This is a genomic window from Paenibacillus sp. MER 180, from assembly GCF_023713665.1.
GTDB classification, from domain to species: Bacteria; Bacillota; Bacilli; order Paenibacillales; family Paenibacillaceae; genus Paenibacillus_B; species Paenibacillus_B suaedae.
Window position 1 is genome coordinate 160,102 of sequence record NZ_JAMAVT010000010.1, and the last position, 23,438, is coordinate 183,539.

General features: G+C 47.8%; 19 protein-coding genes. 8 read left to right on the forward strand and 11 right to left on the reverse strand.

The features are described from left to right. Positions 1 to 67: 67 nt before the first annotated feature. Positions 68 to 1,150 (forward strand): DMT family transporter, encoded by a 1,083-nt coding sequence (locus tag M3661_RS17860; protein WP_251487117.1) that lies wholly within the window; start codon positions 68 to 70, stop codon positions 1,148 to 1,150. A 290-nt stretch (positions 1,151 to 1,440) separates the two neighbouring features. On the opposite strand, the gene M3661_RS17865 is transcribed toward M3661_RS17860, so the two are convergent. Both M3661_RS17865 and M3661_RS17870 read right to left on the reverse strand, forming a co-directional pair. Next, positions 1,441 to 2,253: a histidinol-phosphatase gene (locus M3661_RS17865; RefSeq protein ID WP_251487121.1), complete on the reverse strand. Its 813-nt coding sequence runs from the start codon at positions 2,251 to 2,253 to the stop codon at positions 1,441 to 1,443. Positions 2,254 to 2,310: 57 nt separating this feature from the next. Next, positions 2,311 to 3,213, reverse strand: coding sequence for a LysR family transcriptional regulator (locus M3661_RS17870; RefSeq protein WP_065291536.1), 903 nt, complete (start codon positions 3,211 to 3,213; stop codon positions 2,311 to 2,313). A 324-nt stretch (positions 3,214 to 3,537) separates the two neighbouring features. Between M3661_RS17870 and M3661_RS17875 the strand changes: the two genes are divergently transcribed. Further along, positions 3,538 to 4,851: an MFS transporter gene (locus M3661_RS17875; RefSeq protein ID WP_251487124.1), complete on the forward strand. Its 1,314-nt coding sequence runs from the start codon at positions 3,538 to 3,540 to the stop codon at positions 4,849 to 4,851. A 141-nt stretch (positions 4,852 to 4,992) separates the two neighbouring features. Here M3661_RS17875 and M3661_RS17880 read toward each other — a convergent pair whose 3' ends face one another. The 4 genes from M3661_RS17880 to M3661_RS17895 form a co-directional block, all read right to left on the reverse strand. After that, positions 4,993 to 5,415, reverse strand: coding sequence for a hypothetical protein (locus M3661_RS17880; RefSeq protein ID WP_251487129.1), 423 nt, complete (start codon positions 5,413 to 5,415; stop codon positions 4,993 to 4,995). 275 nt (positions 5,416 to 5,690) lie between these two features. Further along, a complete protein-coding gene (locus tag M3661_RS17885; RefSeq protein WP_083189189.1) occupies positions 5,691 to 7,823 on the reverse strand; it encodes an RNA degradosome polyphosphate kinase in 2,133 nt (710 codons plus the stop codon). Positions 7,824 to 7,897: 74 nt separating this feature from the next. Then, a complete protein-coding gene (locus M3661_RS17890; RefSeq protein WP_251487131.1) occupies positions 7,898 to 8,458 on the reverse strand; it encodes an HD domain-containing protein in 561 nt (186 codons plus the stop codon). Then, the gene (locus tag M3661_RS17895; protein WP_251487135.1) at positions 8,455 to 9,444 is read right to left on the reverse strand and encodes a Ppx/GppA phosphatase family protein; all 990 of its coding nucleotides are present in this window, start codon (positions 9,442 to 9,444) and stop codon (positions 8,455 to 8,457) included. The genes M3661_RS17890 and M3661_RS17895 overlap by 4 nt, the downstream gene beginning before the upstream one ends. A gap of 399 nt (positions 9,445 to 9,843) precedes the next feature. Here M3661_RS17895 and M3661_RS17900 point away from each other — a divergent pair, with 399 nt between their 5' ends. Continuing rightward, a complete protein-coding gene (locus M3661_RS17900; protein WP_251487137.1) occupies positions 9,844 to 11,412 on the forward strand; it encodes a Ppx/GppA phosphatase family protein in 1,569 nt (522 codons plus the stop codon). Positions 11,413 to 11,474: 62 nt separating this feature from the next. Here the strand turns inward: M3661_RS17900 and M3661_RS17905 are convergent, their stop codons facing one another. Further along, positions 11,475 to 12,434, reverse strand: coding sequence for a zinc dependent phospholipase C family protein (locus tag M3661_RS17905; RefSeq protein ID WP_065291529.1), 960 nt, complete (start codon positions 12,432 to 12,434; stop codon positions 11,475 to 11,477). 310 nt (positions 12,435 to 12,744) lie between these two features. Here M3661_RS17905 and M3661_RS17910 point away from each other — a divergent pair, with 310 nt between their 5' ends. Then, entirely contained in the window at positions 12,745 to 14,070 is a 1,326-nt protein-coding gene (locus M3661_RS17910; protein WP_065291528.1) for a glycoside hydrolase family 125 protein, read from the forward strand. 103 nt (positions 14,071 to 14,173) lie between these two features. Here M3661_RS17910 and bluB read toward each other — a convergent pair whose 3' ends face one another. Both bluB and M3661_RS17920 read right to left on the reverse strand, forming a co-directional pair. Continuing rightward, the gene (gene bluB, locus M3661_RS17915; protein WP_028533753.1) at positions 14,174 to 14,836 is read right to left on the reverse strand and encodes a 5,6-dimethylbenzimidazole synthase; all 663 of its coding nucleotides are present in this window, start codon (positions 14,834 to 14,836) and stop codon (positions 14,174 to 14,176) included. 282 nt (positions 14,837 to 15,118) lie between these two features. Then, the gene (locus M3661_RS17920) at positions 15,119 to 17,227 is read right to left on the reverse strand and encodes an acyltransferase family protein (protein ID WP_251487139.1); all 2,109 of its coding nucleotides are present in this window, start codon (positions 17,225 to 17,227) and stop codon (positions 15,119 to 15,121) included. A gap of 1,022 nt (positions 17,228 to 18,249) precedes the next feature. Here M3661_RS17920 and M3661_RS17925 point away from each other — a divergent pair. Continuing rightward, positions 18,250 to 18,702, forward strand: a complete 453-nt coding sequence (locus M3661_RS17925; RefSeq protein WP_021252682.1) for a chemotaxis protein CheX — start codon at positions 18,250 to 18,252, stop codon at positions 18,700 to 18,702. 111 nt (positions 18,703 to 18,813) lie between these two features. Next, positions 18,814 to 19,590, forward strand: coding sequence for an SDR family NAD(P)-dependent oxidoreductase (locus M3661_RS17930; protein ID WP_065291526.1), 777 nt, complete (start codon positions 18,814 to 18,816; stop codon positions 19,588 to 19,590). Positions 19,591 to 19,737: 147 nt separating this feature from the next. Here M3661_RS17930 and M3661_RS17935 read toward each other — a convergent pair whose 3' ends face one another. Then, entirely contained in the window at positions 19,738 to 19,995 is a 258-nt protein-coding gene (locus M3661_RS17935; protein ID WP_142545862.1) for a DUF2573 family protein, read from the reverse strand. Between the two features lie 172 nt (positions 19,996 to 20,167). Here M3661_RS17935 and M3661_RS17940 point away from each other — a divergent pair, with 172 nt between their 5' ends. Then, positions 20,168 to 21,454, forward strand: coding sequence for a DEAD/DEAH box helicase (locus M3661_RS17940; protein ID WP_251487142.1), 1,287 nt, complete (start codon positions 20,168 to 20,170; stop codon positions 21,452 to 21,454). Here M3661_RS17940 and M3661_RS17945 read toward each other — a convergent pair. Next, entirely contained in the window at positions 21,423 to 21,620 is a 198-nt protein-coding gene (locus M3661_RS17945) for a hypothetical protein (RefSeq protein ID WP_251487260.1), read from the reverse strand. The genes M3661_RS17940 and M3661_RS17945 overlap by 32 nt on opposite strands. Positions 21,621 to 21,903: 283 nt before the next feature. Between M3661_RS17945 and M3661_RS17950 the strand changes: the two genes are divergently transcribed. After that, positions 21,904 to 23,286, forward strand: a complete 1,383-nt coding sequence (locus M3661_RS17950) for an ABC transporter substrate-binding protein (RefSeq protein WP_251487145.1) — start codon at positions 21,904 to 21,906, stop codon at positions 23,284 to 23,286. Positions 23,287 to 23,438: the final 152 nt, after the last annotated feature.

A 23,438-nucleotide genomic window follows, 5' to 3' on the forward strand; every position in this document is an offset into this window, starting at 1 on the left:
AGCGTACATTCATGCTAGGATAGAATAGGTCAATGACGATGCCGCCCTAATTAGGGCGGCATTATTGTTGCACATTCAACTAGAACTTAATGTGAGCGTAGCGGATCAGAGCATGATCTACTCGCAGCATTATGGACAAGAGGCGGCGGAAGCCGCACGAAAGGTGGATACATCAGTGACAGCGCAGAAATGGTTCACTCACCCTGTAGGCATGACCGTAAGTGCGATCATTGCTACATTGTTGTGGGGAAGCGCGATGCCGGCGATTAAGCTTGGGTATGAAGCACTCAAGATTGGCTCGGACGCGGCTTATGAACAATGGGTATTTGCAGGATATCGATTTGCTTTGGCTGGACTTATGCTCATTCTATTGACTGCTTGCATGAATCGTGGAACGCGAGCTGATGGGGTTCATTACGGTCAGTCTCGGCGTGTTGGCTGGCGAGTCACACGTCTTGCAGTCATACAGACTTTTTTGCAGTATATTTTCTTCTATATAGGCCTAAGTTTAAGTACCGGAATGAAAGGCGCGATTATTACTGGCGCAACCTCCTTCTTCCAAATGGTCATTGCACGGATGGTTGATCGCAGTGAAAGCTTCACATTCGGCAAGATACTCGGATTAGGCTTGGGGTTCGCGGGCGTTATTATTGTAACCTTCAGTAATACAGGCGGCGCAGGTATGTCATTTGGCATTGGTGATGTGTGCCTGATATTATCGGCATTGTTCGGTGCGATAGGGAATGTGCTGGCGCGCCATGAGTCGCGTGATTTGCCGGTATTGTGGCTGACTGGACGCCAGATGGCCCTAGGGGGAATTGGGCTTATTCTGGTAGGCGCATGGCGTGCTGGTTTCGCTCCCTTTCAATGGGATGCCTCATCCTTGCTGCTGCTCCTCTATCTGGCCTTCTTGTCGGCAGCGGGATTCAGCTTGTGGAATTTGATTATGAAATATAATCAGGTAGGGAAAGTATCGATGTTCCTCTTCCTCATTCCGTTGTTTGGAGTACTATTATCCGCATGGCTGTTGAATGAATCTTGGAATGGTGGGACATTGGCAGCACTTGGCTTTGTTGTTGCAGGGATCATTGTGGTGAATCGATCTTCTGCAGAGAAGTCTGCTCGTAAGGGAGTTCAGAGGGCGGTTTAACACAGGCTTAATGATTTGTTACACAATGGTAATATTCCTGTTAACGTTGGTTAATGTACAGAGGGTATATTAATAACAAGACCCCCTTTTGATGAATATATATCCCTTGAGACGGATCTGTGAGATACAGATCCCTTTTTTTTGTCCTTAACTCCGTATCATAAAAGAAAGATGCAGCCAGAGCACTGCATGAACTTCGTATCCCGATGAAGTTCCTTATGCCCCAGAAGCATCTTTAGCGCGTGATATATAACTATAATAATCGAACTATGGTCGTGCCTCCTGACAAGTTAATCAATGGGTACGACCTGTTTCTGCTTCTCTTTATAGTACACCCAGTACGTAAATCCGATGTCCTTCAGCCGGGAGCGGACTTCCTCCCAGTCTTCGCCGACGCGGGAAGGCTTATGTGCATCCGAGCCGAAGCTAACTTCGACTCCGAAATGAAGGGCACGTTCCAAGATGGCGTCCGCTGGATACCAGCCGCCGCTCAGCTTTGTTTTCCCAGATGTATTGATTTCGATGGCAACGCCGCATTCTGCAATGACCTTCAAGGTGTCGTCGATAATGTCAGGGGCTTGAATGTCCGAGAACGGGGGGTAATTGCCCTTCATGGCGTCAATATGGCCTAAAATTTGAAACATGCCTGTGCGAGCAGAATCACGAATCATCTCATAATAGGTCCGTTTTTCAGCAATTTGCTGCTCGGCGTTTAGCTTCTTCCATCTGTTTTTATTGAAAATGCTGACGCCATTTGTGCTGTGAACGGAGCCAATAATGTAGTCGAACGGATATTTTGCAAGCGTCTTGCGATAGGTCTCCGCATGTTCAGGGAAATAATCTGACTCGATGCCCAGCAGCACGTCGATGCGGCCTTCGTATTCCTTTTTGAGGCGCAGCACCTCGTCTACATAGTTGTGAAAATCACTTTTGGCCATCGTAATATTCGGGTGCGGATGATCTTCATCCTGGCCGAAATAGGGCGTGTGATCGGATATACCAATAACTTGAAGTCCATGGGCGATCCCTGCCTCAATATACTCACGGATGTTGCCATCTGCGTGACCGCAGCGAAAATGATGAGTGTGCAAATCGAATTTCATAGCTTCCCCTCCTGTTCATTGAATGGTAGTGTCATATCTACGAAGTGAGCGGTATCGTTACTCGGAGCCGATGAACTGGGTTTCAGGCATGCCCTTCAAATCATTTAAGAATTGCTGCATGGCAGAATTCAAGTAACGGCCTGAGCGATACATAACCCCAACAGGATGAGCGGTTTCGAGTTCATGAATTTGAACGATCTTCAACGTGCCGCGGCGCAGTTCGCTGCTGACTGATAGCTTGGAAATGATACCCGCTCCAAGATTCAGCTCGGCCATCCGCTTCACTTCCTCACTGCTGGATAACTCCATAACGATATGAGGAGTGATATTGTATTGGCGGAAGGTTTCTTCGGCGAACCTGCGGCCTACAGTATCAGGCGACAATAGAATGAGCGGAACTTCCTTCAGCATATCAACCGTTGCATGCTCATGCTTGGCCAGCGGATGGTCTGGACAGACGACGAGTTCGAACGAATCGTAGTAGAGCACAGACGTATTCAGATTCGGATTCGGTTCGTTCAAATATCCGATGCCAATATCAACGGTGCCATTCTCGATATGGGCCATGATCTGTGAGGATGACATGGACATAATGGTCGTCTTAATGAGTGGGAATTGATCCTGAAAATAGGAAAGAATCCGCGGCAGGATTTGAATAGCAATCGAAGTCGTTGTACCTAGAACAATATGCCCTTGCGGAATTTGGTTCAAATCACTCAGCTTCTGTTTAACTTCGTCGACGATATCTAAGATGCGCGTTGCATGCTCCAAAAATACTTTGCCGCTGTCTGTCAGGGTGACAGGTTGGTTGCGGTCAATAAGCACCGTTTTGAACTCATCCTCCAAGCTTTTGATCTGAGCAGACACGGCAGGTTGAGTCAGGTTAAGCAATTCGCCTGCCTTGCGGAAGCTCATCGTCTTGGAAATGGTAATTAGTGTTTCCAACTGGCTTAAATTCATGACTGTTTCCCCCTTTCTTGCCTATTTTGACATAGGACTAAAATATGGTGTGAGATGTGTACATGGTGGTGAATATGTAAAATCCGAAATAGGGTGTGAGAACGGAGCTTCAATACAATTTATCGCTTTTGTTGTACTAATAAAATGTTTTTCTCATTATACATTAGATTAGTTAAGGAAGCTATGCCGATGAGCAATGTTTACCAATGCGGCAGCTTATATGAAAACTTAATAATTGAAATAGTTGACCGCCGCGCAGGCCATGCCGCACAATGAAATGAAGACGTTCTCAACAACGTTACGTTATAGCTTAGGGGGAAAACAATGCGTTCGAAACAGGTTCGCAGTTGGATGATGTATGATTGGGCGAATTCCGCTTTTGCGACAACAATGTTGGCGGCAGTTCTCCCTATCTTTTATCAGTCTGTGGCTGCTTCAGGACTTCCGAATCATGAGGCGACGAGCTATTGGGCTTTTACACAGACGATCGGCATGATCCTTGTCGCACTGTTGTCTCCGATATTGGGAGCAATGGCTGATCTATCACGCCGCAAGATGGCATTTTTGCGCGTCTTTGCGATTTGCGGCTCGGTGGCTTGTATGCTTCTGTTCTTCGCGGGAAATGGAGATTGGCTGTATGTGTCAGTACTGTTTATTTTGGCGACGATAGGCTTTTCTGGAGGCAATACGTTTTATGACTCTCTTTTGCCCGAGATTGCAGCACCAGATGAGCGGGACGAAATATCTGCCAAAGGGTACATGTACGGATACATCGGTGGCGGTGTGCTGCTGGCGGTAAACATTGTCATGCTTGAGAAATGGGAGATGCTAGGGTTTCCGAATAAGCTCGTTGCCACGCAGACCGTATTTTTGTCCGTAGGAATATGGTGGCTGCTCTTCTCATTGCCAATATTCCGCCACTTGCATGATCCTGCCCGTACAGATCGGAAATCAGTGTCTTATTACACGAAGCAAGGCTTCGGCCGGCTAGCTCAAACGATTAAGCGGGTGAAGCATTACCCTGAGCTATTGAAGTATATGGTGTCCTTCTGGTTTTTCAATGACGGCATCTCCACGATTATCGGAATGGCGGCGATATATGGTGCTGGGATGGGCATTCAGACGAGCCATCTCATTATTGCGCTGCTTATTACCCAATTCGTCGGAATCCCGTTCACCTACTTGTTTGCGAAGTTCGCCCGCAGGTTAGGTTCTAAGCGTTCCTTGTACGTATCACTCAGTACGTATATCGTCATCGTGTTCTTTGGTTATTTTATGACAACAGCGCTCCATTTCTACATCCTGGCCTTCCTTGTTGGCATGGTGCAAGGGGGAAGTCAGGCAGTGGCGCGTTCTGTCTACAGTCAGATGGTGCCGATTAGCCGCGCATCTGAATTTTTCGGGTTCCTCAGTTTATCGAGCAAGGTGTCTGCTTCCATCGGTCCGGCCGTCTTTGGCATGGTAGGCTTAATGACCGGTTCTACACGCCTGGCAATCTTGTCTATCCTGGTCTTCTTCATTATCGGTATTATTTTGCTTGCATTTGTAGATATTGAGAAAGGACGCAAGGAAGCAGCGATGGAGGAGGATACTTGGAATACAGATGCTTCTGGGGGCAAGGGGATACCTGTGCATTAACATTTCGGATGTGTGTTTTCTGAAATAAGCTTCCTAGCATTACATAATTAGTTTTTCTATGAGCAACAGCCCTACGCCGATCTCGCGCCGGCATAGGGCTGTTGTGTTCGTGAGCAGCACATCCAATAGAAGGAGTCGTGCTTACGTTGTCATAATCATCCACCATTGCTTGTCATACGATTCCAACTCAACCTCTTTCAGTCCCAAGTTCGACTCAGCAATCCACTCTCTGACCAATTGAATATATGCACTGTGGAACTCTGAAGAATACCCCATTTGCTCATATCCAGCATAGGTGCAGTTGTCAAAAATGAGATAGCCCCCTTTTTTCAACAGCCTCATGCAGGTATCGATAATGTTGATGAATGGCTCAAAGGCTGCCTTTCGAAGTTCTCCTCGATTGTGATAGCTCATCACAGCTTGAAGTAATTGAGGCTCGATATCCCACCAATTATTGTTGACGGTATCGATACCCTCGATATCTGCAATTATCGTTTGTATAATATCATTTATCGCATGATGGAAAGAAATGACTTCGAAAGAATGAGGCTCATAATACTGCAATAAATTGTTCCCGTTATCTTCAATAATTTTGACTTGGAGATCTGGTCATACATCAATGAGGAGTGGCTGCCGAACTCGGGGTATGTCCGAGCGGATTCCTTCTTCTTCGAATCGATTGACGTCTCAGTAGCTAACGAACATTACTGCGAAGTCAAATTGTATGTTCCGATTGCTGCTCCAGCCTAACTCGATAGAATTGCATGCTCATTCGATAAAAAAGGAGAGCGCCCGACATAAGCTCGTGGGATGCTCTCCAATACAAATAGCCCTTTTTTCTAGAATTGTGACGTTGCGGCTACTTCATTCATTGCCTGCTCGTCTGTTGAATGTGTTCGCGGCTGGAAGGGAAGGGTGGCCGGGCTCATTGATTTCTCAGCTCGATCCCCAGCTCGCTTCAGCAGTTGTTCCTGCGCGTGCATTTTCTGCATGCCTTTTGCGGCTTTCTTGCGGTACGTGCCGTCAGGCTGCAGGAATCGACTTTTCGCTTGATCTGCCAAATAGCAATGAAGGATTTGAATAATCTGCTGCTTCAGCTCCGAATGCTCAATTGGGAACATGGCCTCGACACGGCGATCGAGGTTGCGCGGCATCCAGTCCGCACTGCTCAGCAGTACCTTGTTCTTGCCGCCATGCTCGAAGTAGAAGATGCGGGTATGCTCCAGAAATCGCCCAACTATGCTTCGTACCGTTATATTCTCACTCATATTCGGCACACCTGGGCGGAGGCAGCATACGCCTCGTACGATGAGCTCAATGCGTACGCTGGCTTTCGAAGCTTTATACAGCAGTGAAATGAGCTTTTCATCCACCAGCGCATTCATTTTGAGAATGATGTGCGCTTTGCGGCCTTTCCGCGCAGCCTCAATCTCATATTCGATATATTGCTCCAGCTTATGGCGCAAAAACAAAGGAGCAACGCATAATTGATTTAAGCTGGATGGCACGGTGAAGCCAGAGAGCATATTGAACAGCACTGAGGCGTCGCTGCCAATCTGGGGATTGACGGTCAGCAGCCCCATATCCGTGTACAGCTTGGCTGTCACATCATTATAATTGCCTGTACCCAGATGAACGTATCTGCGGATACCGTCCTCTTCGCGTCGAACGATGAGCAGTGTTTTCAAGTGGGTCTTCAATCCTATCAATCCATAGATAACATGGCAGCCGGCTTGCTCCAACCGCTTCGCCCAGTGAATATTGTTCTCCTCATCGAAGCGGGCCTTCAGCTCCACGAGTACCGTAATCTGTTTTTTATTCTCTGCAGCTGCGATTAAAGCTTCAATGATCGGAGAATTGCCAGATACCCGATACAGCGTTTGCTTAATGGCCAATACGTCTTGATCCTGTGCGGCTGCTCTTACAAGCTGAACGACAGTATCGAAGCTGTCGAAGGGATGATGCAGCAGACGATCTTGATGGCGAATCCAGGTGAATACATCCTCCCCGTCCTGAAGGGGCTGATGCGGCTGATGGTTTGGATAGAGAAGCCCTGGCTTCTGAACGAGCTGGATCAGCTTGAACAGGAATGTATAGTCGATAGGGCCGGCGATTTCGTATACGCCGCCGAGCGGCTCGTCTTCTCCATCCTGTGTGATCATTTGAAGCAGTTCATGACTAATGCCTTCCTCCGCCTCAATCCGAACCACATTCCCCCATTTCCGCATTTTGAGCGATTCCTCAATCTCCTTGAGCAGATCCTCTGCGCCTTCCTCATCTATGTCCAGATCCGCATTGCGCGTTATGCGGTAAGCCTTCATATCGACAATGTCATAGCCATGGAACAAGATGTCCATATGCAGCTTGATGACGTCTTCGAGCAGGATGAACTCCTGCTTGTCCGTGCCTGTCGGTAGCCTTACGAGTCTAGGCAATACTTCAGGCACTGCTACTGTCGCGAACACATCTTCCTCCTCGTCCGTATTGCGGACGATCAATCCAATATTCAAGCTCTTGTTCTGGATGAGCGGGAACGGCCGGCTTTGATCCACGACCATCGGAGTGAGCACAGGGAACAACTGCTCCATAAAGTAGCTGCGAAGATAGTGCTTCTCATTCATCGACAATCGATGCGGCCGCTTGATTACAATGTTGTGCTGGCGCAGCTTCCTTCGAAGCTGACCGTATATGTAGGCTTGCTTCTCGACCATTGCGGCAGCACCAGACTTGATGCCTTCGAGCGTATCATGCGGTGTGCAGCCTGATCGGTCGCGTTTGTCGTAGCCTGCAATCATTTGATCAATGACGGACGCAGCACGCACCATGAACAATTCGTCCATATTGGAGCTGCTTATGGCTAGGAACTTCAGTCTTTCTAACAACGGGTTCGTTTTGTCATACGCTTCTTCAAGAACTCTTCGATGAAAAGCCAATAGGCTCCATTCGCGGTTAATAAATGTTCGAGCCATCATGAAACCTCTCCTTTTTTGCACAATGAACGATTGTAGCTCAGCATGACATGGTCATTGGGGAGATGAGAGGGATGCTATCCTTTTAGTAGGACAGGATACCCGCTCACTTGCTCGAAGAATGAGCTTTCATGTTGGAAGGCCCACCGTTCCAGCTCCAAGCTGCCCTCATAGGTAGGAATCATCGTAATGTAAGTGCCTTTTTTAATATGGATGGTGAAATCTTTAACTTTCTGTTGGTGGGCAATATCGAGCGCATCGGCTAGCTTGAGGATAGAGGTGAGCTTGGATAGTACCAACTGCTCCTGTTCACTCATATCCGGTCTCAGAGGCACTTGAGCACTGCGCGGATGGTATAGTGCCATACTTGCGACAAGCTCCTTGTCCTTCTCAGACAGACCTAGCCAGTCCATCGCTTTAATCATATGGTATGAATTGGCGGCATGGCCCTCCTGGGATATGGTCTTGCCGATATCATGCAAGATAGCAGCCAGCTCCAAGCATAATTTGTGAGATGGGTCCATGCGAAATAAGCTGTTCAAGCGATCAAAGAGCTTGCTTGCGAGTCTTCGAACCTGTCTGGAGTGCTCCGTATCAAGCTGAACGCGTTCGGCAGCATGGAAGGCGGACGCCGTCATATTTCGATATACAACGCTTGCAGCGAAGCTGACTGATCATGTGCTGAGAGTGACATCTCGTGAAGGACGCCGTGCCGTAAGGAGACATCCGGCAGAAGCAGTCGCTCTGCTGCCGTTGCTTTGAGCAGCTCTGACATAATAATAGCTGTTGGGATGAGCTGAGAGGCGCGTTCTTCATCGATATGGAATTTGTGCGATAGCTCTGCAGTGCCTGCTTGCATCCATTCGAACAAATGGCGCTGGAGCGTTGTTCTTGCGATGGATCGCAGTGGCAAGCTACCGACTGAGCTTGTCCCTCGCTCTCCATATTTGTTCGCCAAGGTGGAGGCTTCTCCCCCGAGGACAATTAGATGATTGATGGTATAGGAAGACATACGGCGACGCAGCATGTCCAGTTGACTTTCAATATATTGCTGAAGAACGTTGGAATAATGCAGCGACTCGCCCCGCAAGGACTCAAGCACTTCCTTCAGCTTCAAGATACCGATGCGAACATATTCGGAAAATTGCAATCTTCCAGATGCATATACGCTTAGCTGGACACCGGCGCTGCCAATTTCGACGACCAGCAATCCTTCCTCACGCAGCTGCGGCATTTGTTCAACGCCGATATTCAGTCCGACATAGGTCAAATATCGTTCGACAGAGCTATCAACCAGCTCGATGTCCATGTCCGTGTAACGGCGAAGGTTATCTAGAAAGTACCCGCGATTGCTTGCCTCTCTAACCCCGCTCGTCGCACAGGCGCGATACGTTTTCACTTTGTAATCTTTCATGAGCTGCGACATTTGCTTCATCGCGCGGCATACTTCGAACGTGGCTTTAGAATGGATCTGACCATGGGTGAAGGTATCGTCGCCGATCGGGGATGTAAGCTTAACATCCTCAAGAATGCGAAGCTGCCCTGGTCCGGCAAGCTCGGCAATAAGCATTTTAATTGCATTCGAACCAATGTCGATGCCTGCGGCAATAAGCGGTTTGTCCATAATATCCCCTGTCTTTCGTTACAAGTGAATGAAATAGACGGCATGTATGCCTTCACACCTATATCGCTCGCGATTTACGGGCAGGAATGAACACAGCTTATGGTGTGAATACTGCTTCCAATAGACTGGGCATTGCTGTCTACTGCTAGAGTAATGGATTTGACAGGTACAGGTCATAGATTTACAAAAGATTAACATGATGTTACGCGCTTTCGGATGGAGTTTTCATACAGGGCATGGCAAAATGAAAAGATATTGCAAGTATTTCAAGAGATGTCACTCTTTTTTTTGGAATGTAAGCAATGATAAGCTCAGCAGGCCGTTCTTCGCGGACGTAGGTGGATGATGGATGCTGTGCACACAACGTATTGCGATGAGTAAGGAAGGAGAGTATGCCATATGATGCGACCTAAGAAGCCGCTAGAAACCAAGGTTCCGACTCAGAATCGCCATCAGGGCATTGTAGATATCGGTTCCAATTCGGTACGTCTTATGATTGCGGAAATTCGCGAGGATCTGACATTTCAAATTGTAGACCAATGGAAGGAAGTCGTTCGTCTTGGTGATGAGTACGATGAAGATGGAGCGATTCCGGAATATAAAATTGATAAATTAATTTCAACGCTCCTATTATTTAAGCAGTTGTGCAGCCGTTATGAGTCATGTGAGATCATCGCGGTTGCCACGGCTGCACTGCGCAAAGCGACGAACCGGGCATTAATCCTAAGCCGCATTCTAGGTGCAACACAATTGTCTGTGCGAGTAATTAGCGGAGAGTCGGAGGCTTATTTGGACTATCTGGCAGTCGTATCGACCATGAATGTCAAGGATGCGCTGCTGGTCGACATCGGAGGCGGCTCCTTGGAGATGGTGCTCATTCAGGATCGGGCCTTGAAGGAGAGCATCAGCATTCCGATTGGAGCGTTAACGCTGGCAGGCCAATATCATGTCAGAGAGGCGCTTGAAGTAGAGGAGGGGCTGCGGCTTGCTGCCGATATGGGGAAGCTTCTGGGGCAGATTGAGTGGCTGCAGCAAGCAGAGGGATATCCGCTTATTGGTGTGGGCGGAACGATACGGACAATTGCGAAGATGGATAAGGCTCAGGCTAAGGTTCCACTTGCTTCGCTCCATCATTACGTGCTGAGCCGGGAACACGTTGAACAGTGGCATGAGAAGCTGAGACCGTTGTCGCTGGAGGAAAGAGAGAAGATTCAAGGGTTATCCAAGGATCGGGCGGACATTTTTATGGGAGCCTTTACGTTCATTACGTATGTGATGGAACGATTGGATATGCCTATATTGACGGTAAGCGCCAAGGGTGTTCGGGAAGGTGTTCTATTCGATTTGCTTCAGGGGGAAGGGCTGATGATCGATGATCCTCTGTCTTTGTCCATCTCGAATATGATGCGGCGGTTTCGGTTGCAGCGAGATCATGCCAAGCGAGTCCATATCCTATTCAATCGACTGGTGGAAGATATGGGAGCACTAATGGAACTGGGAGGGGACTGGTCGCAGATCATGCACACGAGCGCGATGCTGCATGATTGTGGAGTCGTCATTTCTCCGCTTGAACGAGAACGGCATGCGCTATATATGCTGCTCCATTCAGATTTATATGGTCTGACTCCTCGCGAGCTCGTGCTCAGTGCGTTCATCGCCTCAGCTGATCAGAAGCTGAAGGCAGGCGAAGCATGGAGTGAATATGAGGCGCTATTCCTTCCCGGAGACAAAGAAGGTGTGCGTACACTTAGCCTATTGCTGCGGCTTGCGATAAGCTTCAATCGCGGAGCAGCCTCAGATGTAGAATTGGTGGCCTGTGATATTGAAGAGCAGGAAGTCGTATTTCACGTGCGCGCCTCGACACCGCCACTGCTTGAAGTATCGGAAGCCTATGCGGTTCGCACGGCATTTCGCAAGCGCTTCAAGCGGGATCTTGTCATTGTCGCGAATGTTACGCAATCACGATAACGAATGGAAAAGGCTCTCTGAGGCAGAGGACATCGCTGTTCTGCTTCAGAGAGCCTTGTTATTTACGCATCCCAAATTGGGTCTTCGATGATGATGGGTCGATCCTGCTCCAGAGGAAGACCAGTCTCATAAGATCGGTTGCCAATTGCTGCTCGAAGAGTCTCATACGCGTTAGCAACTGTACGCGGATCTTGATTCGCTTCCTCCTTGATGTTCCAGTAGGCGGCGGCAGCCGATACAGCACGCGCCGCATCTTCACGGGCTTCTTCCCACATATCCCATATACTCGCGGATCGAATTTCTCCTGTGCCCGTCGGATCTGGCCATGGTCTTCGTGCTTCATTCAACACATCATAGGCTGGTGGTGTCCGCTTGTAAACAAACGGTTCAATTTGTTTACATGTCAGAAGCTGCTTTATCCCGGACGGGTCATGGAATAGCTTCTGTGCGCGCACCATAGCTTGATTGGCGTCGTTCCAATAGCGTGTATCCACTCGGTTGGACAGCTCAGGGTAGTATCGGCCCGTTAAGGCATGCAGTGCACTGACCATTGCTTTCGGGAACTGTCCGCCCGTATCGATTTCTTTCCATACCGGTGTATTCCATGTGGCGATATTGCGCTTGGCGCGCAGCACGTGGGTATCCATCAACACCTCGAACCGCTGATGATCCCATTTGCGGAATCCTGAACGTACAAATACATAAGGATGCATGTTCCGATCAAGGATATGATGCAGCAGAAATCCGAGGGCGTATACGCGAGATAGCATATCTCCCTTGGGCGCGGAATCGATCAAGTCGAGCAGAAATGGACCGCATTGCTTATTGTGCATGGCGCTTCCAAGCTCGTTCATTACTTTATTGCGCTGCCATGGCAGAAATTGATGATAGAAAAGAAAATCAGGCCCCTGGCACCCCATATTGAACATGCGTTTCTGGGAGTCGGGCGATATCCAATGGGCGATGCCAGCGTCGTCAAGCGCCTCTTGGCCGAATAGTAAATGCGTCCATACGTTGGGCATTGTTCCCCTCCTCGTTACGGAGCACCTCTTATGCAGCTGCGTGAGAAGCTGCATAAGAGATGCCTATCTACCAGTTCACCTGAAATAAAGAGGAATGTCAATCCTTTGTGAGTATGAAATGGGAACTCATTTGCTATCTTGATGTGGAACATTTTTGTGCAACATGATAAAGTTTCTCGATCTGTATAGCAAGATGAAGCGTTTGCATGTACACTGTAAGGAGCCACGGGGGACAAGCCCACAACGGGCCTGCCGAAGTGTGACAAGAGAGATAATTACATCATGTGGAGAACAGGTGGAGGATAATAACATGGAACAATTTCGTTTGCCTAAAATCGATGTACCTGCATTTGACTTGCCAAAAGCAGTCGTCCGCGTTATGGAAGAAGCGGAACAGAAGCTGGCGCATCGTCCTAAGTTGTTGAAGCTGTTCAAGAACTGCTTCCCGAACACGTTGGAAACAACGACTAAATTGCTGGATGACGGGACAACATTCGTCTTGACCGGGGATATTCCCGCTATGTGGCTGCGCGACTCGGTGGAACAGGTGATTCATTACGTTCCTTTCGCGAAGAATGACAAGGATTTGCAGCGCATTATCGGTGGTTTGATCAAGCGTCACATGTTCTATATTAATATTGACCCGTATGCAAACGCGTTCAACGAGACTGCGAATGACTGGCACTGGGATGCGAATGACCAGACTGAGATGTCCCCATGGGTATGGGAACGCAAGTATGAGCTGGATTCGATGTGCTTCTCGATTCGCCTCGCATATATGTATTGGAAAGAGACAGGACGTACCGATATTTTCGATACGAACTTCAAGTCCGCTATGCGCAAAATTGTGGACGTGTGGAAGACAGAACAGCATCACTTCGAGCAATCGCAATACCGCTTCACACGTGTGAACTGTCCAGCGATTGATACGATCCGCAACGACGGCAAGGGAATGCCTGTAAATTACACAGGAATGACTTGGTCCGGATTCCGTCCAAGTGATGATGCATGCGACTTCCACTACAGCATTCCTTCCAATATGTTCGCGGTGGTCAGCTTGCGTCAAATGCAGGAAATTGCGAAATACGGCTTCCGTGACGAAGAGTTCGTTAGCGAAATGGCGAAGCTGGAAGAGGAAATCAATCACGGCATCCAATTGTACGGGGTTCACAACCATCCGACATACGGCAAGATTTATGTGTATGAAACAGATGGCTTCGGCAACTATTGCCTCTTGGATGATGCAGGGACGCCAAGCTTGCTGTCCATCCCTTATATTGGATATGCAGACGCAAGTGATCCTATTTATGAAAATACGCGCAAATTTATTCTGAGCAAAGAAAATCCGTACTACTTCGAAGGCAAGGTTGCCAAAGGAATCGGCAGCCCACATACGCCAGACGGCTATGTATGGCACATGGCGTTGTCCATGCAAGGATTAACGGCAGCAAGCGATGAAGAAATGCTCGCTATGATTAATATGCTGGAAGCAACAGATGCGGATACAGGCTTCATGCATGAGGGCTTCCTCGCGGATGATCCGAATGTATTTACACGTCCATGGTTCGCTTGGTCGAACAGTCTGTTCTCGCAGCTTGTGTGGAAGGCCATGCATCGCGGGCTGTTGGATAAATAAAGTTTGACCAATTACGAAGAGCGATGATGAGAAGCAGCCGTCCATTTCCCTAGGGGAGTGGACGGCTTTGTTGTTGAGTTTGGGAAGCTTGCTTATCGTAGATTTACAGCAGATTGGAAGAAGTGCCCCATGTATTGTCATAGACGAGCTGGCTTAATACTTTCCGCTTCTCCCAGTTGTAGGCTTCGAGCAGTGGTCGCTCCGGATAATCCTCTGTATAACCGATAGAGATAAGAGCTGTTGGATCAATATGAAGCGGGATGTTCAGAATCCGCCGAATATCCGGCTTTTTATAGAAGCTAACCCAGCCCATTGCCAAGCCCTCAGCGTAAGCGGCGAGCCACATATTTTGAATAGCGCAGCTGACAGACATAATATCGGTCTCGGGAATGGAGTTGCGACCGAGAACATGATCCCCGCCACGCGAAGGATCGCATGTAATGCAAATCGTAACAGGGGCCTCCAGAATGCCTTGAATTTTAATCTCCATAAACTTGGTGTCGCGATCTGTGCCTTCATAGTGAATCGCCAGCGCACGACGCTCGCGATCTACCACTTCTGCCAACTTCGCCTTGGTCTCTGCGTCTTTGATGACGATAAAGTTCCACGGCTGCATAAAGCCCACCGATGGCCCGTGATGGGCAGCCTCCAGCAGTTTGACCAGCAGCTCATCAGACACGGGCTGTTGAAGGAATGTACGAATATCGCGGCGATTGTATATCGCCTTGTAAACGCCTTCTTTTTCTTGTTCGGTTAGTTTATTCATTGTCATGAGTTACACTCCTTTTTCTTGTATTTCAAAGGCATGTCATACTATTGACTGTTTCCCTCATATGTTTATTATAACGTACAAGTTATTCATGCTGCGAATCGGGGTAAGGTATGAAGGGATCTCTTGTTGGGAAAGAAAAAGGGCCTGCCCTACATACATGTGGCAAGACCCTGCAGCAATCGTAATAGGTAATATTACAGATGATAGTAAATAATTGGCTTAAGTATTAGATAAAACAATTAGAACATTTTTTTATAGGATCAAGCATGGTTTTCGTTATGAATGTTTTGTTGCGGGTGTTTTCCCGCTAGGTGGTGGTGTCACAGACTCCTTGCCAGAACTGTGTTCTGATCCTGGTTGACGAGCAGGCTGTTCTTTCTTAACTTCAGATAGAGACCGAACAGCATCTGCCACTAGGGCGGCATATGCTTTGGCGCCCTTAGGTACGAGATGAGTGCCATCCGGCTCGAAATAATCGTCATGGTCTTCAGTGGCGTTGTACCAATCGACCAATGTAATGTTGGAATGGGCAGCAGCCGTTTTCGCTAACAACGCATTGACCTTGCCTTCCCATTTCTCTGGCATGCGCGTATTGACGAAAATAATATGCTCAACATCAGAAAGGGATTCGATCAGTTTGTTTAACTGCTTTTCACCAAATATGCCGTTTGTTCCAAGTGCGATGATGACATATCTGCCGAGCTTGCCGTTCTGCTTCAACCCCTGAATAATATCGCTGGCTGCGGACATCTGCCTTCCAATCTTCGCATCGACAACAGTACCAGGGAGCTGCTTGCTCAGATAGGGAGCAACATCGAGCATGACTGAATCACCAATTGCAGAAATAGACCAGTTCTGCTTCTTGTCGGATGCGCGGTCTGTGTGAGACGGCTGATTCGGCTGTTGTGTCTGCTTGCTTTTAGGCTGCCCGCCTCCCTTGGCAGTTGAGCTAGATTCTAACGGGTCATCGGCACTTGGACTGCCGGGCTTCTTGATGGGATCAGAAGCAGCATCAGAGCGCTTCGGCTTCTTAGGTGTCGTATCCTTAACTACATGGGAGCCGGTATGTTCGGTTTGGTGAGCCTTAGATGCAGCTCCCAGATTGTCATGCGTGATGACTATCCGCTTGTTAGCTGCAGATTCTTCGGATTGGGCTTGGGCGGCATCCACTAAGGAACGACCGCTCATTCCAACGTAGAAAAGGGCGAGCAGCAGAACACAGCAGGCGGAGACTGACCAATGCTTCCACGATAGCCGCTGCCAACAATTAGGTTGCTCGCGCAGCTTGCGCCACAGTTGGGAGAGGCAGCCGCGTTGGATGGGCTGTTCGATATATCGCCACGACAAGGCGGCGAGCAGCACGCTCGCGGTGACCTGCAGCATGGCGCGCGTCCCATCAAATCCACTCGTATTGACTTCAGGATTGGTGAGAATTATGACCGGATAATGCCACAAATAAATGCCATATGATCGCTTGCCGATCCATACGAGCGGCCCCCAGCTGAGCAGCTTACTCAAGCGGCTTGCTGGATGTGCAAGCGCCGCAATCGTAAGTGCACTCACAATAGAGAGCAGCACGAATCCCCCTTGATATAGAAAATCATCGTATTCACTTACTTTTACAATCATATAGAGCATAGCGCTTAATCCGAGAGCCCCTATTAGATCAAGGCTTAAGCCTGCCTTATGAGCTGTGTTTGCAGCAAGACGTCTGCTAGGCCATACGACAGCAAGTGAAGCTCCAATGAGAAGAGCGAATACTCGCGTGTCTGTGCCGTAATATACACGGCTTGGATCAGTGCCTGGCTCATACAGCCATGCCATTGCCAATGCAGAAGCAGCTGCTGCCGCTGAAATTCCGAGCAGAAGCTGACCTCGCCTTGGTGCAAGCTTTAATCCAATCATGAGTAGTACAGGCCACATCAGATAAAATTGCCCTTCAACGGCAAGAGACCATAAATGAAGGTAGGGTGAGGGCGAACCAAAGCTGTCAAAGTAAGAAACATTGTGAAAAATGAGATACCAGTTGTTCCCGTACACGAAGGTTGACCATATATCCCCTCGTAGTTTGGTCAAGCGCGCAGGATCGAAAATGGTTAGCCAAGCAACGCTGAACAGCAGCATAACGAGAATGGCGGGAACTAGCCTGCGCACCCTGTGTACCCAGAACGTATACAGATCAATTGCACCTCGCTGCTGCCTTGTGGCAAGCAGTAAATCCGTTACAAGGTAACCGGACAAGACGAAGAAAATGCCGACACCTAAAAAGCCTCCTTGAGCCCAGCCAAGATTCAGGTGATAGGCGATGACGGCCAGAACAGCAATTGCTCTCAGGCCATCCAGGGCGGGCATGTAGCGTCTATTGTTGCGTCGAAGCTCATGCATATTGGACGCCCCCTATATGTGGTGTGACCACGACGAATAACCGTACTACTGAATCGTTATTCGGATGAAGTCTCATGCATAACCATTTCATTGTAGTCTTGATGTCCTTTCTTGAGATGTAGGGGAACATGATTGATTTGGATAATAAACTGGTAAAGGTTTCAGGTGAGTCCTGCTTGCGTTGAACCGTGTTCGTAGCGAAGAGGATGAAGGGGTGTGAGTGTCAGATATTCTCTTACTCGTTCCTTGTGTGCCTATATCTCCTAACCGTGTATACAAATATCAAAGTTCGAATAACCTCTCTTACTATATCGAAAAAACACATATGTACTCGTTACAGATCTATTACATATTTTATTCAATTTTGTAATTTTTAGGATTCATGGTAAGGTTACAGCAATCTGTCCCAACACTTGTTACGCAAGCTAGTGACTAGAGTTGTTGCAAGCGACAGTGGAAATGTTTTCAATGTTTGTTCCGGTCAATGGATCCGGTATGCATTTACGTTCATTTGTCGATAATTCAAGCTTCAGGGGCCTTACATGTACTCGATCACATCACAGAAGCTTTTATGGATAAAATTATGTCTTTGACACACGAGAGAGGATCCGATGTAATCATCGAATTTTTGGCGAATGTGAATTTGGAGACTGATCTAAAAATAATGGCCGCATCGTCGTAGTTGGTAACCGGGGCAGTTTGGAAAGATCATATTATCCATTGATTAAGGATCAAATAATCCGAAGAAAAGGCAGACTACCTACTAATAGAAAAGAGCTGTTTCCTGCAGCAGGCAATGCAAAGAAGAAAAAAAGGAGAAAAATGTCGAATTAAACCCAAAGAAGTAGTTCTTTATACTCAAAAACTTAATTTGGATATGTTTTTCTTGTGAAAATGATAAATCATATAGTGCTTGGCTGAACCGTTTTCAGTATAATAGGCATAGAAAAGTGGAAGTATAGGACGTTCGGAATATGTCGAATATACTCCATTAATGTCGGAAAGGGGAAAAGATAGCTGAGATGAGAGCCGAATGGATTCAACCTTTTTTGCAATCGGCAAGCACAGTTATTGAACAAATTGTGCAAGTCCGTCCCAGTCGGGGAGAGCTTCAAATGTTAAGTTGGAGCGGTACGCATGACTTTCGCATCCAGGTCGGTCTGACGGGGCAGTTGTCCGGACAGGTGGCATTTGGCTTGAACGAAGACGTGGCGTTGAAAATGGCATCGGCTATGATGGGGGGATCTCCTCTTGCATCCCTTGATGCTATCGGTGAGAGCGCCATTTCAGAGCTAGGCAACATGATTAGTGGCAACGCAACGTCACTGATGTACAATCAGGGAATCAGCGTTGATATAACACCTCCCCAGCTGCTCATATCGGCTGATCATCCTGGTCCTATTCAAGAGGTCTTGGCTGTACCGTTATTATTGGATGGAATCGGTCGATTTGATGTACTTATGCATATCGGCTAAAGTGATAGAGTCGACGTTGTATCCTAATGCGGCGACGCAGTTCTGACCAACTGCACCTGCTTTGTACATAAGGTAGACATGGTGCGGATTGGAGGGTAAAGGAGTAAATCAATGGAACTGAAGGGCAAGATTGTGCTTATCACTGGAGCCTCGAGCGGAATTGGGGCTTGGACAGCTCAAGCTGCTGCTGCGAAGGGAGCCGTTCCGATCTTAACGGCGCGCTCCATAGAGAAGTTGGAAGTCGCGGCTGTCTCGATGACGCCTTCACCTGCCGTCTATACGATGGATGTAACGAAGGATGAGGATGTGACGCGCGGAATTTCCACTGTGATGGAGAAGTATGGGCGTATCGATATCTTGGTGAATAATGCAGGTTTCGGCTTGTTTGAACGGACTGTAGATATGCCATCCTCGCAGTTCGCCGCGATGATGGATGTGAATTACATGGGAACGGTGCGCTGCACGAAGGCGGTCCTGCCTCATATGCTGGCCCGGGGAGAAGGGCATATCATCAATGTAGCTTCTATGGCAGGCAAGGTTGGGTCTCCGAAGTCTGCTGGCTATACGGCAACGAAGCACGCGGTGCTGGGCTTTACGAATGCACTGCGCATGGAGCTGGCAGGGACAGGTGTTGCTGTATCTGCAGTGAATCCAGGACCTGTGAATACACCATTCTTCGAGCAGGCAGATCCAAGCGGACAATATGTAAATAATATTCGTTGGTTCATGATGGAGCCAGAGAAGGTTGCGCGGCATATTGTTCGGGTGATGGAGACCCGCAAGCAGGAAGTGGATCTTCCGTGGATTGGTGCGCTCGGAGGGCGGCTGTATGGGTTGTTTCCGAGAATATCGAACCGGATTGCGGCTAAAATGTTGAATAAGAAATAAACATGTGGATGTTGTTAGGATAGGCAACCATTGGCGATTCCGATGGTTGGCATGGCGAAGTCCGCCCACTCCTGTTCGATTGGGATCAGGAGAAGGCGGACTTTTTGTGTGCTGAGCACGATTGGCATGCTTCAAGTACTACTCGTCTTACTGCTCGTCGCCTTCATTGGCACGGTGAGCCTCATTCATTTGCTTAATTTCCTCGAACAGTGCACGAACGGCTGCCTTGCCCTCTGGATTGGCATTGTTCCAATGACGGGTTAAGTTGGGCATTGTTTTGTGCATATGATTATAGAGCGCCCACATTTTCACTTTTTCTACCGTTGCAGCATCAGTGTGTCCGGTAAGCAGATCGGCATATTTCTCCAGAAGCGCATCGAATGAAGCGGATAGGTTGTCGGTCATTTGCAGATACCTCCTTACTTTTTTGGATGTGCATGTTTAGGCTATCATAACGAGCAATCATTTGGAAAGTTGGAGTGAAGACTTCTTTTCGATATAATGGGTACAGCGAACAATGGGAAGGTATGTTCATTTGTCATGAATCAGCGCCTTCCATAGAGAGGAACGATACAAGTTGAGTACAACATTTGACACATTTGCAATACGAGAAGAGCTGAAGCTTCGGCTGGAAGCCAGACATATTACGGAGCCATCACCCGTGCAGGCTGCGGCAATTCCTGCTGCATTGGAAGGACGCGATGTCCTTGCACAATCACAGACGGGTACGGGCAAGACGATTGCGTATTTGCTTCCTGTCCTAACCCGGATTCAGCAAGATGCACGATCAACACAGGCCGTGATTATAGCGCCTACCCAAGAACTTGCGATGCAAATTGTTCGGGAAGCGGAATATTACAGTGAGGGCAGCAGCATTCAAATTGCGTCGCTGATAGGCGGTGCGGCATTGAAGCGCCAGGTAGAGAAGCTGAAGCTTCACCCGCAGCTTGTCATTGGTACTCCGGGCCGGATTCATGAGTTGATTGAGATGCGCAAGCTGAAGATGCACGAGGTGCGCACCATCGTCGTGGACGAGGTCGATCATGTACTGCAGAAGGGCGGTGCGAGCGATACTGATTCGATTATGCGCAGCGCGCTGCGTGATCGTCAGCTCCTGTTCTTCTCCGCTACCCTGCCTGCTGAGGTGAAGGCTCTTGCAGAGCGCTGGATGCAAGATCCCGTTAACATTGGCATTGAGCCGGAGAAGCGGATAGCGGATACGATTGAGCATCTTGTATTTGTATGCGAGGAGCGCGATAAGATTGATATGCTGCGCCGTCTCGTTCGTCATTGGAATCCGAAGCAGGCAATCGTATTCATCAATGACTCATCTGAGATTGCCGAATGGGAGCAGAAGCTGGGCTATGCGAACTTGTCAGTTGCTTCGTTATATGGAGATGCGCCGAAGCAGGAGCGGGTGAATGTCCTTCGCCGCTTCCGTGAGGGACAGTTCCAATTGTTGTTAGCTACTGATGTAGCTGCACGTGGATTAGATATACCGGATCTGCCGTATATCTTCAGTGCTCAGCCTGCATTGAATGCGGAACATTATGTTCATCGTGCAGGGCGAACAGGTCGCATGGGACGTCAAGGTGTGTCCGTGAACCTGATCTCTCATCGTGAGCAGTTCATTATGCGCAAATTCGAACGAGAGCTCGGAATCGTTATCCATGAGCGCGACTTCTACAACGGTCGCATCTTCGAGCCGAATGATGCATCACGTCGTCCGAAGACGAAGCCAGCTGCCAATCATCAGCTGAGCAAGCCGTCGGCTGGGTATCGCTCATTGTCGAAGGACAAGCGTTCTGGCAAGGACAAGGATAAAGGCGCACCTAAATGGCTGAAAGAGAAGAAGCGCCAGTAATAATAGCAATGGTATGAACTCGGACGAGGAACCGCCGCAGATAAAGGACCTGCGGCGGTTTTTTTGCGTGATCACTATCTACCTCATATTCATTTATTTCGGGCATTGGCACTTCTGCCATTCGCATATCGATTTTTCTATATTTATCGATAACCATTGCTCTCATATCCTAATTCCTCCATATAACTCTATATTATATTTCTAATCATCTACGAATGAACGTCTAGTGTTTGCCATTGGAAAATTCAAGATACAACATATACGAGTCTTCACTTGTATCTTCGACTTAGGGTGAATCTATGACGAGCACAAAAAAGATGGAGAAAACATGGATCAATTCTCGAATCTAGGAAACCAAATGGCTGGTAATATCGTCTAATTAGATAGGGGTATGTACAAATGAGCATATATCTTGTTTCTTGTGCGACAAATAGGAAGGGGAGAATGAGTTGGCGTCAAAGTGGAAAATAGGGGTTCTGCTGCTTACAGTAGTAGCTTTAATGAGTGGCTGTCTCGGGGAAAAACCGGTGCTAGAGCAGCTGGAAGAAGGGAAAGGTAAAATTAAGGTCATTAGTTATAACGAGGAATCTTTCTATAGCGAGTATGGAAATTATTTCAATATTAAACACCCGGATATCGAATTTGAAGTCGTTAGCTATCAAGAACTGTATGCCAACAATCAGGATGGCGAACCATTTGATTATGATGAAGAGATGGAAAAGTTCATAGAAAAAAATAAGCCGGATGTGCTTCTCTTAAACGATAAGCTGTTCGAGAAGTATGCGCAAAATGGAAAGCTGTATGGTCTTGATCAAATTATTAGCCAAGAAAAATTTGATTTGGAAGGCTACATGCCAGGCCTAATTGATATGATTCGCTCCAAGGGGAACGGTACTCTATATGGATTGGCGCCGTCCTTCTATACGAATGTACTGTACTATAATCGAGATCTATTTAAGGAGCATAATGTAGAGCCGCCGAGCAACAAGATGAGCTGGCAGGAGATTATCGACTTGTCCAAGCGATTTACTTCTATCGGTTCGGGAGACAATCAAGTTTATGGATATTATCAACCCTATGGAGACATACGATCTGCCGTGAATCAAATCGTCTCATCCTCTGCATTGAATCTATTCGATACGAAGGGCGAGAAGCTGCTTATTAATTCGGATGGATGGAAGAAGGCAATTAAGATGGCAACAGATGCCGTGCGCGACAAATCGATTGGCATTCCATCTTCCGAGCAAAGAAGTATGTCGGATGATCCGTTCTTCCAGGGTAAGGCGGCGATGGTAACGGAGGGGACTTGGTTTGCACAGCAACTCAGGGATCGCCCTCGTTATGATAAGAAGTTAAAAGAAATCAATTGGGACATCGTAACAGCACCAATCGATCCTTCGAGTCCTGACGAATCAAGCAATGTGGGCTTATCTGAAATTTATGGGGTTGCAGCTGATTCCCCAAATAAGCGTGCGGCCTGGGAATTCGTCAAGTTCATAAATGGGCCTGAAATGGCGAAGGCTTCTGCACGTTCCATGTCTGGCCGTATTCCAACACGCAAGGACTATTTCAAGGAGATTGATGGCCGCAGCACAGAGCCATTTTACCTATTGAAACCTAAAATGGGTACATCCTCATCAGGCTTTTGGAATAGTAAAATTCCAGAGAAATTCCATGAGGGCTTCATGCCATTGGTAACTACGTCGCTACAAGCGGTAGTCGATAATAAGAAGACGGTGGATGAAGCTGTAGCTGAACTGGAAACGAAGGGGCAGCAAATGTTGAATAAGGCGTATGAAGAGCAAAAGGCCAAATCAAAAGATAAAAAATAATAGAATCTGAATCAAGATGCATCACAGATCCATCATAGAACCTTCTATGGTGGATTTTTTATTCACTTATAGATCGGATGGAAGTAGAGGGGGAAATTAATTTCTTTCACATAAAATCAATTCTATTGTTGAATGATGGAAAAATGATCTAT

What these genes read in the sequence shown, in the direction of transcription:
- M3661_RS17900 (WP_251487137.1), top strand. Translation starts at nt 9,844, where the DNA reads ATGATGCGACCTAAGAAGCCGCTAGAAACCAAGGTTCCGACTCAGAAT.
- M3661_RS17890 (WP_251487131.1), bottom strand. Translation starts at nt 8,458, where the DNA reads ATGACGGCGTCCGCCTTCCATGCTGCCGAACGCGTTCAGCTTGATACG.
- M3661_RS17910 (WP_065291528.1), top strand. Translation starts at nt 12,745, where the DNA reads ATGGAACAATTTCGTTTGCCTAAAATCGATGTACCTGCATTTGACTTG.
- M3661_RS17945 (WP_251487260.1), bottom strand. Translation starts at nt 21,620, where the DNA reads ATGAGAGCAATGGTTATCGATAAATATAGAAAAATCGATATGCGAATG.
- M3661_RS17875 (WP_251487124.1), top strand. Translation starts at nt 3,538, where the DNA reads ATGCGTTCGAAACAGGTTCGCAGTTGGATGATGTATGATTGGGCGAAT.
- M3661_RS17865 (WP_251487121.1), bottom strand. Translation starts at nt 2,253, where the DNA reads ATGAAATTCGATTTGCACACTCATCATTTTCGCTGCGGTCACGCAGAT.
- M3661_RS17895 (WP_251487135.1), bottom strand. Translation starts at nt 9,444, where the DNA reads ATGGACAAACCGCTTATTGCCGCAGGCATCGACATTGGTTCGAATGCA.
- M3661_RS17920 (WP_251487139.1), bottom strand. Translation starts at nt 17,227, where the DNA reads ATGCATGAGCTTCGACGCAACAATAGACGCTACATGCCCGCCCTGGAT.
- M3661_RS17885 (WP_083189189.1), bottom strand. Translation starts at nt 7,823, where the DNA reads ATGATGGCTCGAACATTTATTAACCGCGAATGGAGCCTATTGGCTTTT.
- M3661_RS17905 (WP_065291529.1), bottom strand. Translation starts at nt 12,434, where the DNA reads ATGCCCAACGTATGGACGCATTTACTATTCGGCCAAGAGGCGCTTGAC.
- M3661_RS17870 (WP_065291536.1), bottom strand. Translation starts at nt 3,213, where the DNA reads ATGAATTTAAGCCAGTTGGAAACACTAATTACCATTTCCAAGACGATG.
- M3661_RS17935 (WP_142545862.1), bottom strand. Translation starts at nt 19,995, where the DNA reads ATGACCGACAACCTATCCGCTTCATTCGATGCGCTTCTGGAGAAATAT.
- M3661_RS17925 (WP_021252682.1), top strand. Translation starts at nt 18,250, where the DNA reads ATGAGAGCCGAATGGATTCAACCTTTTTTGCAATCGGCAAGCACAGTT.
- M3661_RS17930 (WP_065291526.1), top strand. Translation starts at nt 18,814, where the DNA reads ATGGAACTGAAGGGCAAGATTGTGCTTATCACTGGAGCCTCGAGCGGA.
- bluB (WP_028533753.1), bottom strand. Translation starts at nt 14,836, where the DNA reads ATGAATAAACTAACCGAACAAGAAAAAGAAGGCGTTTACAAGGCGATA.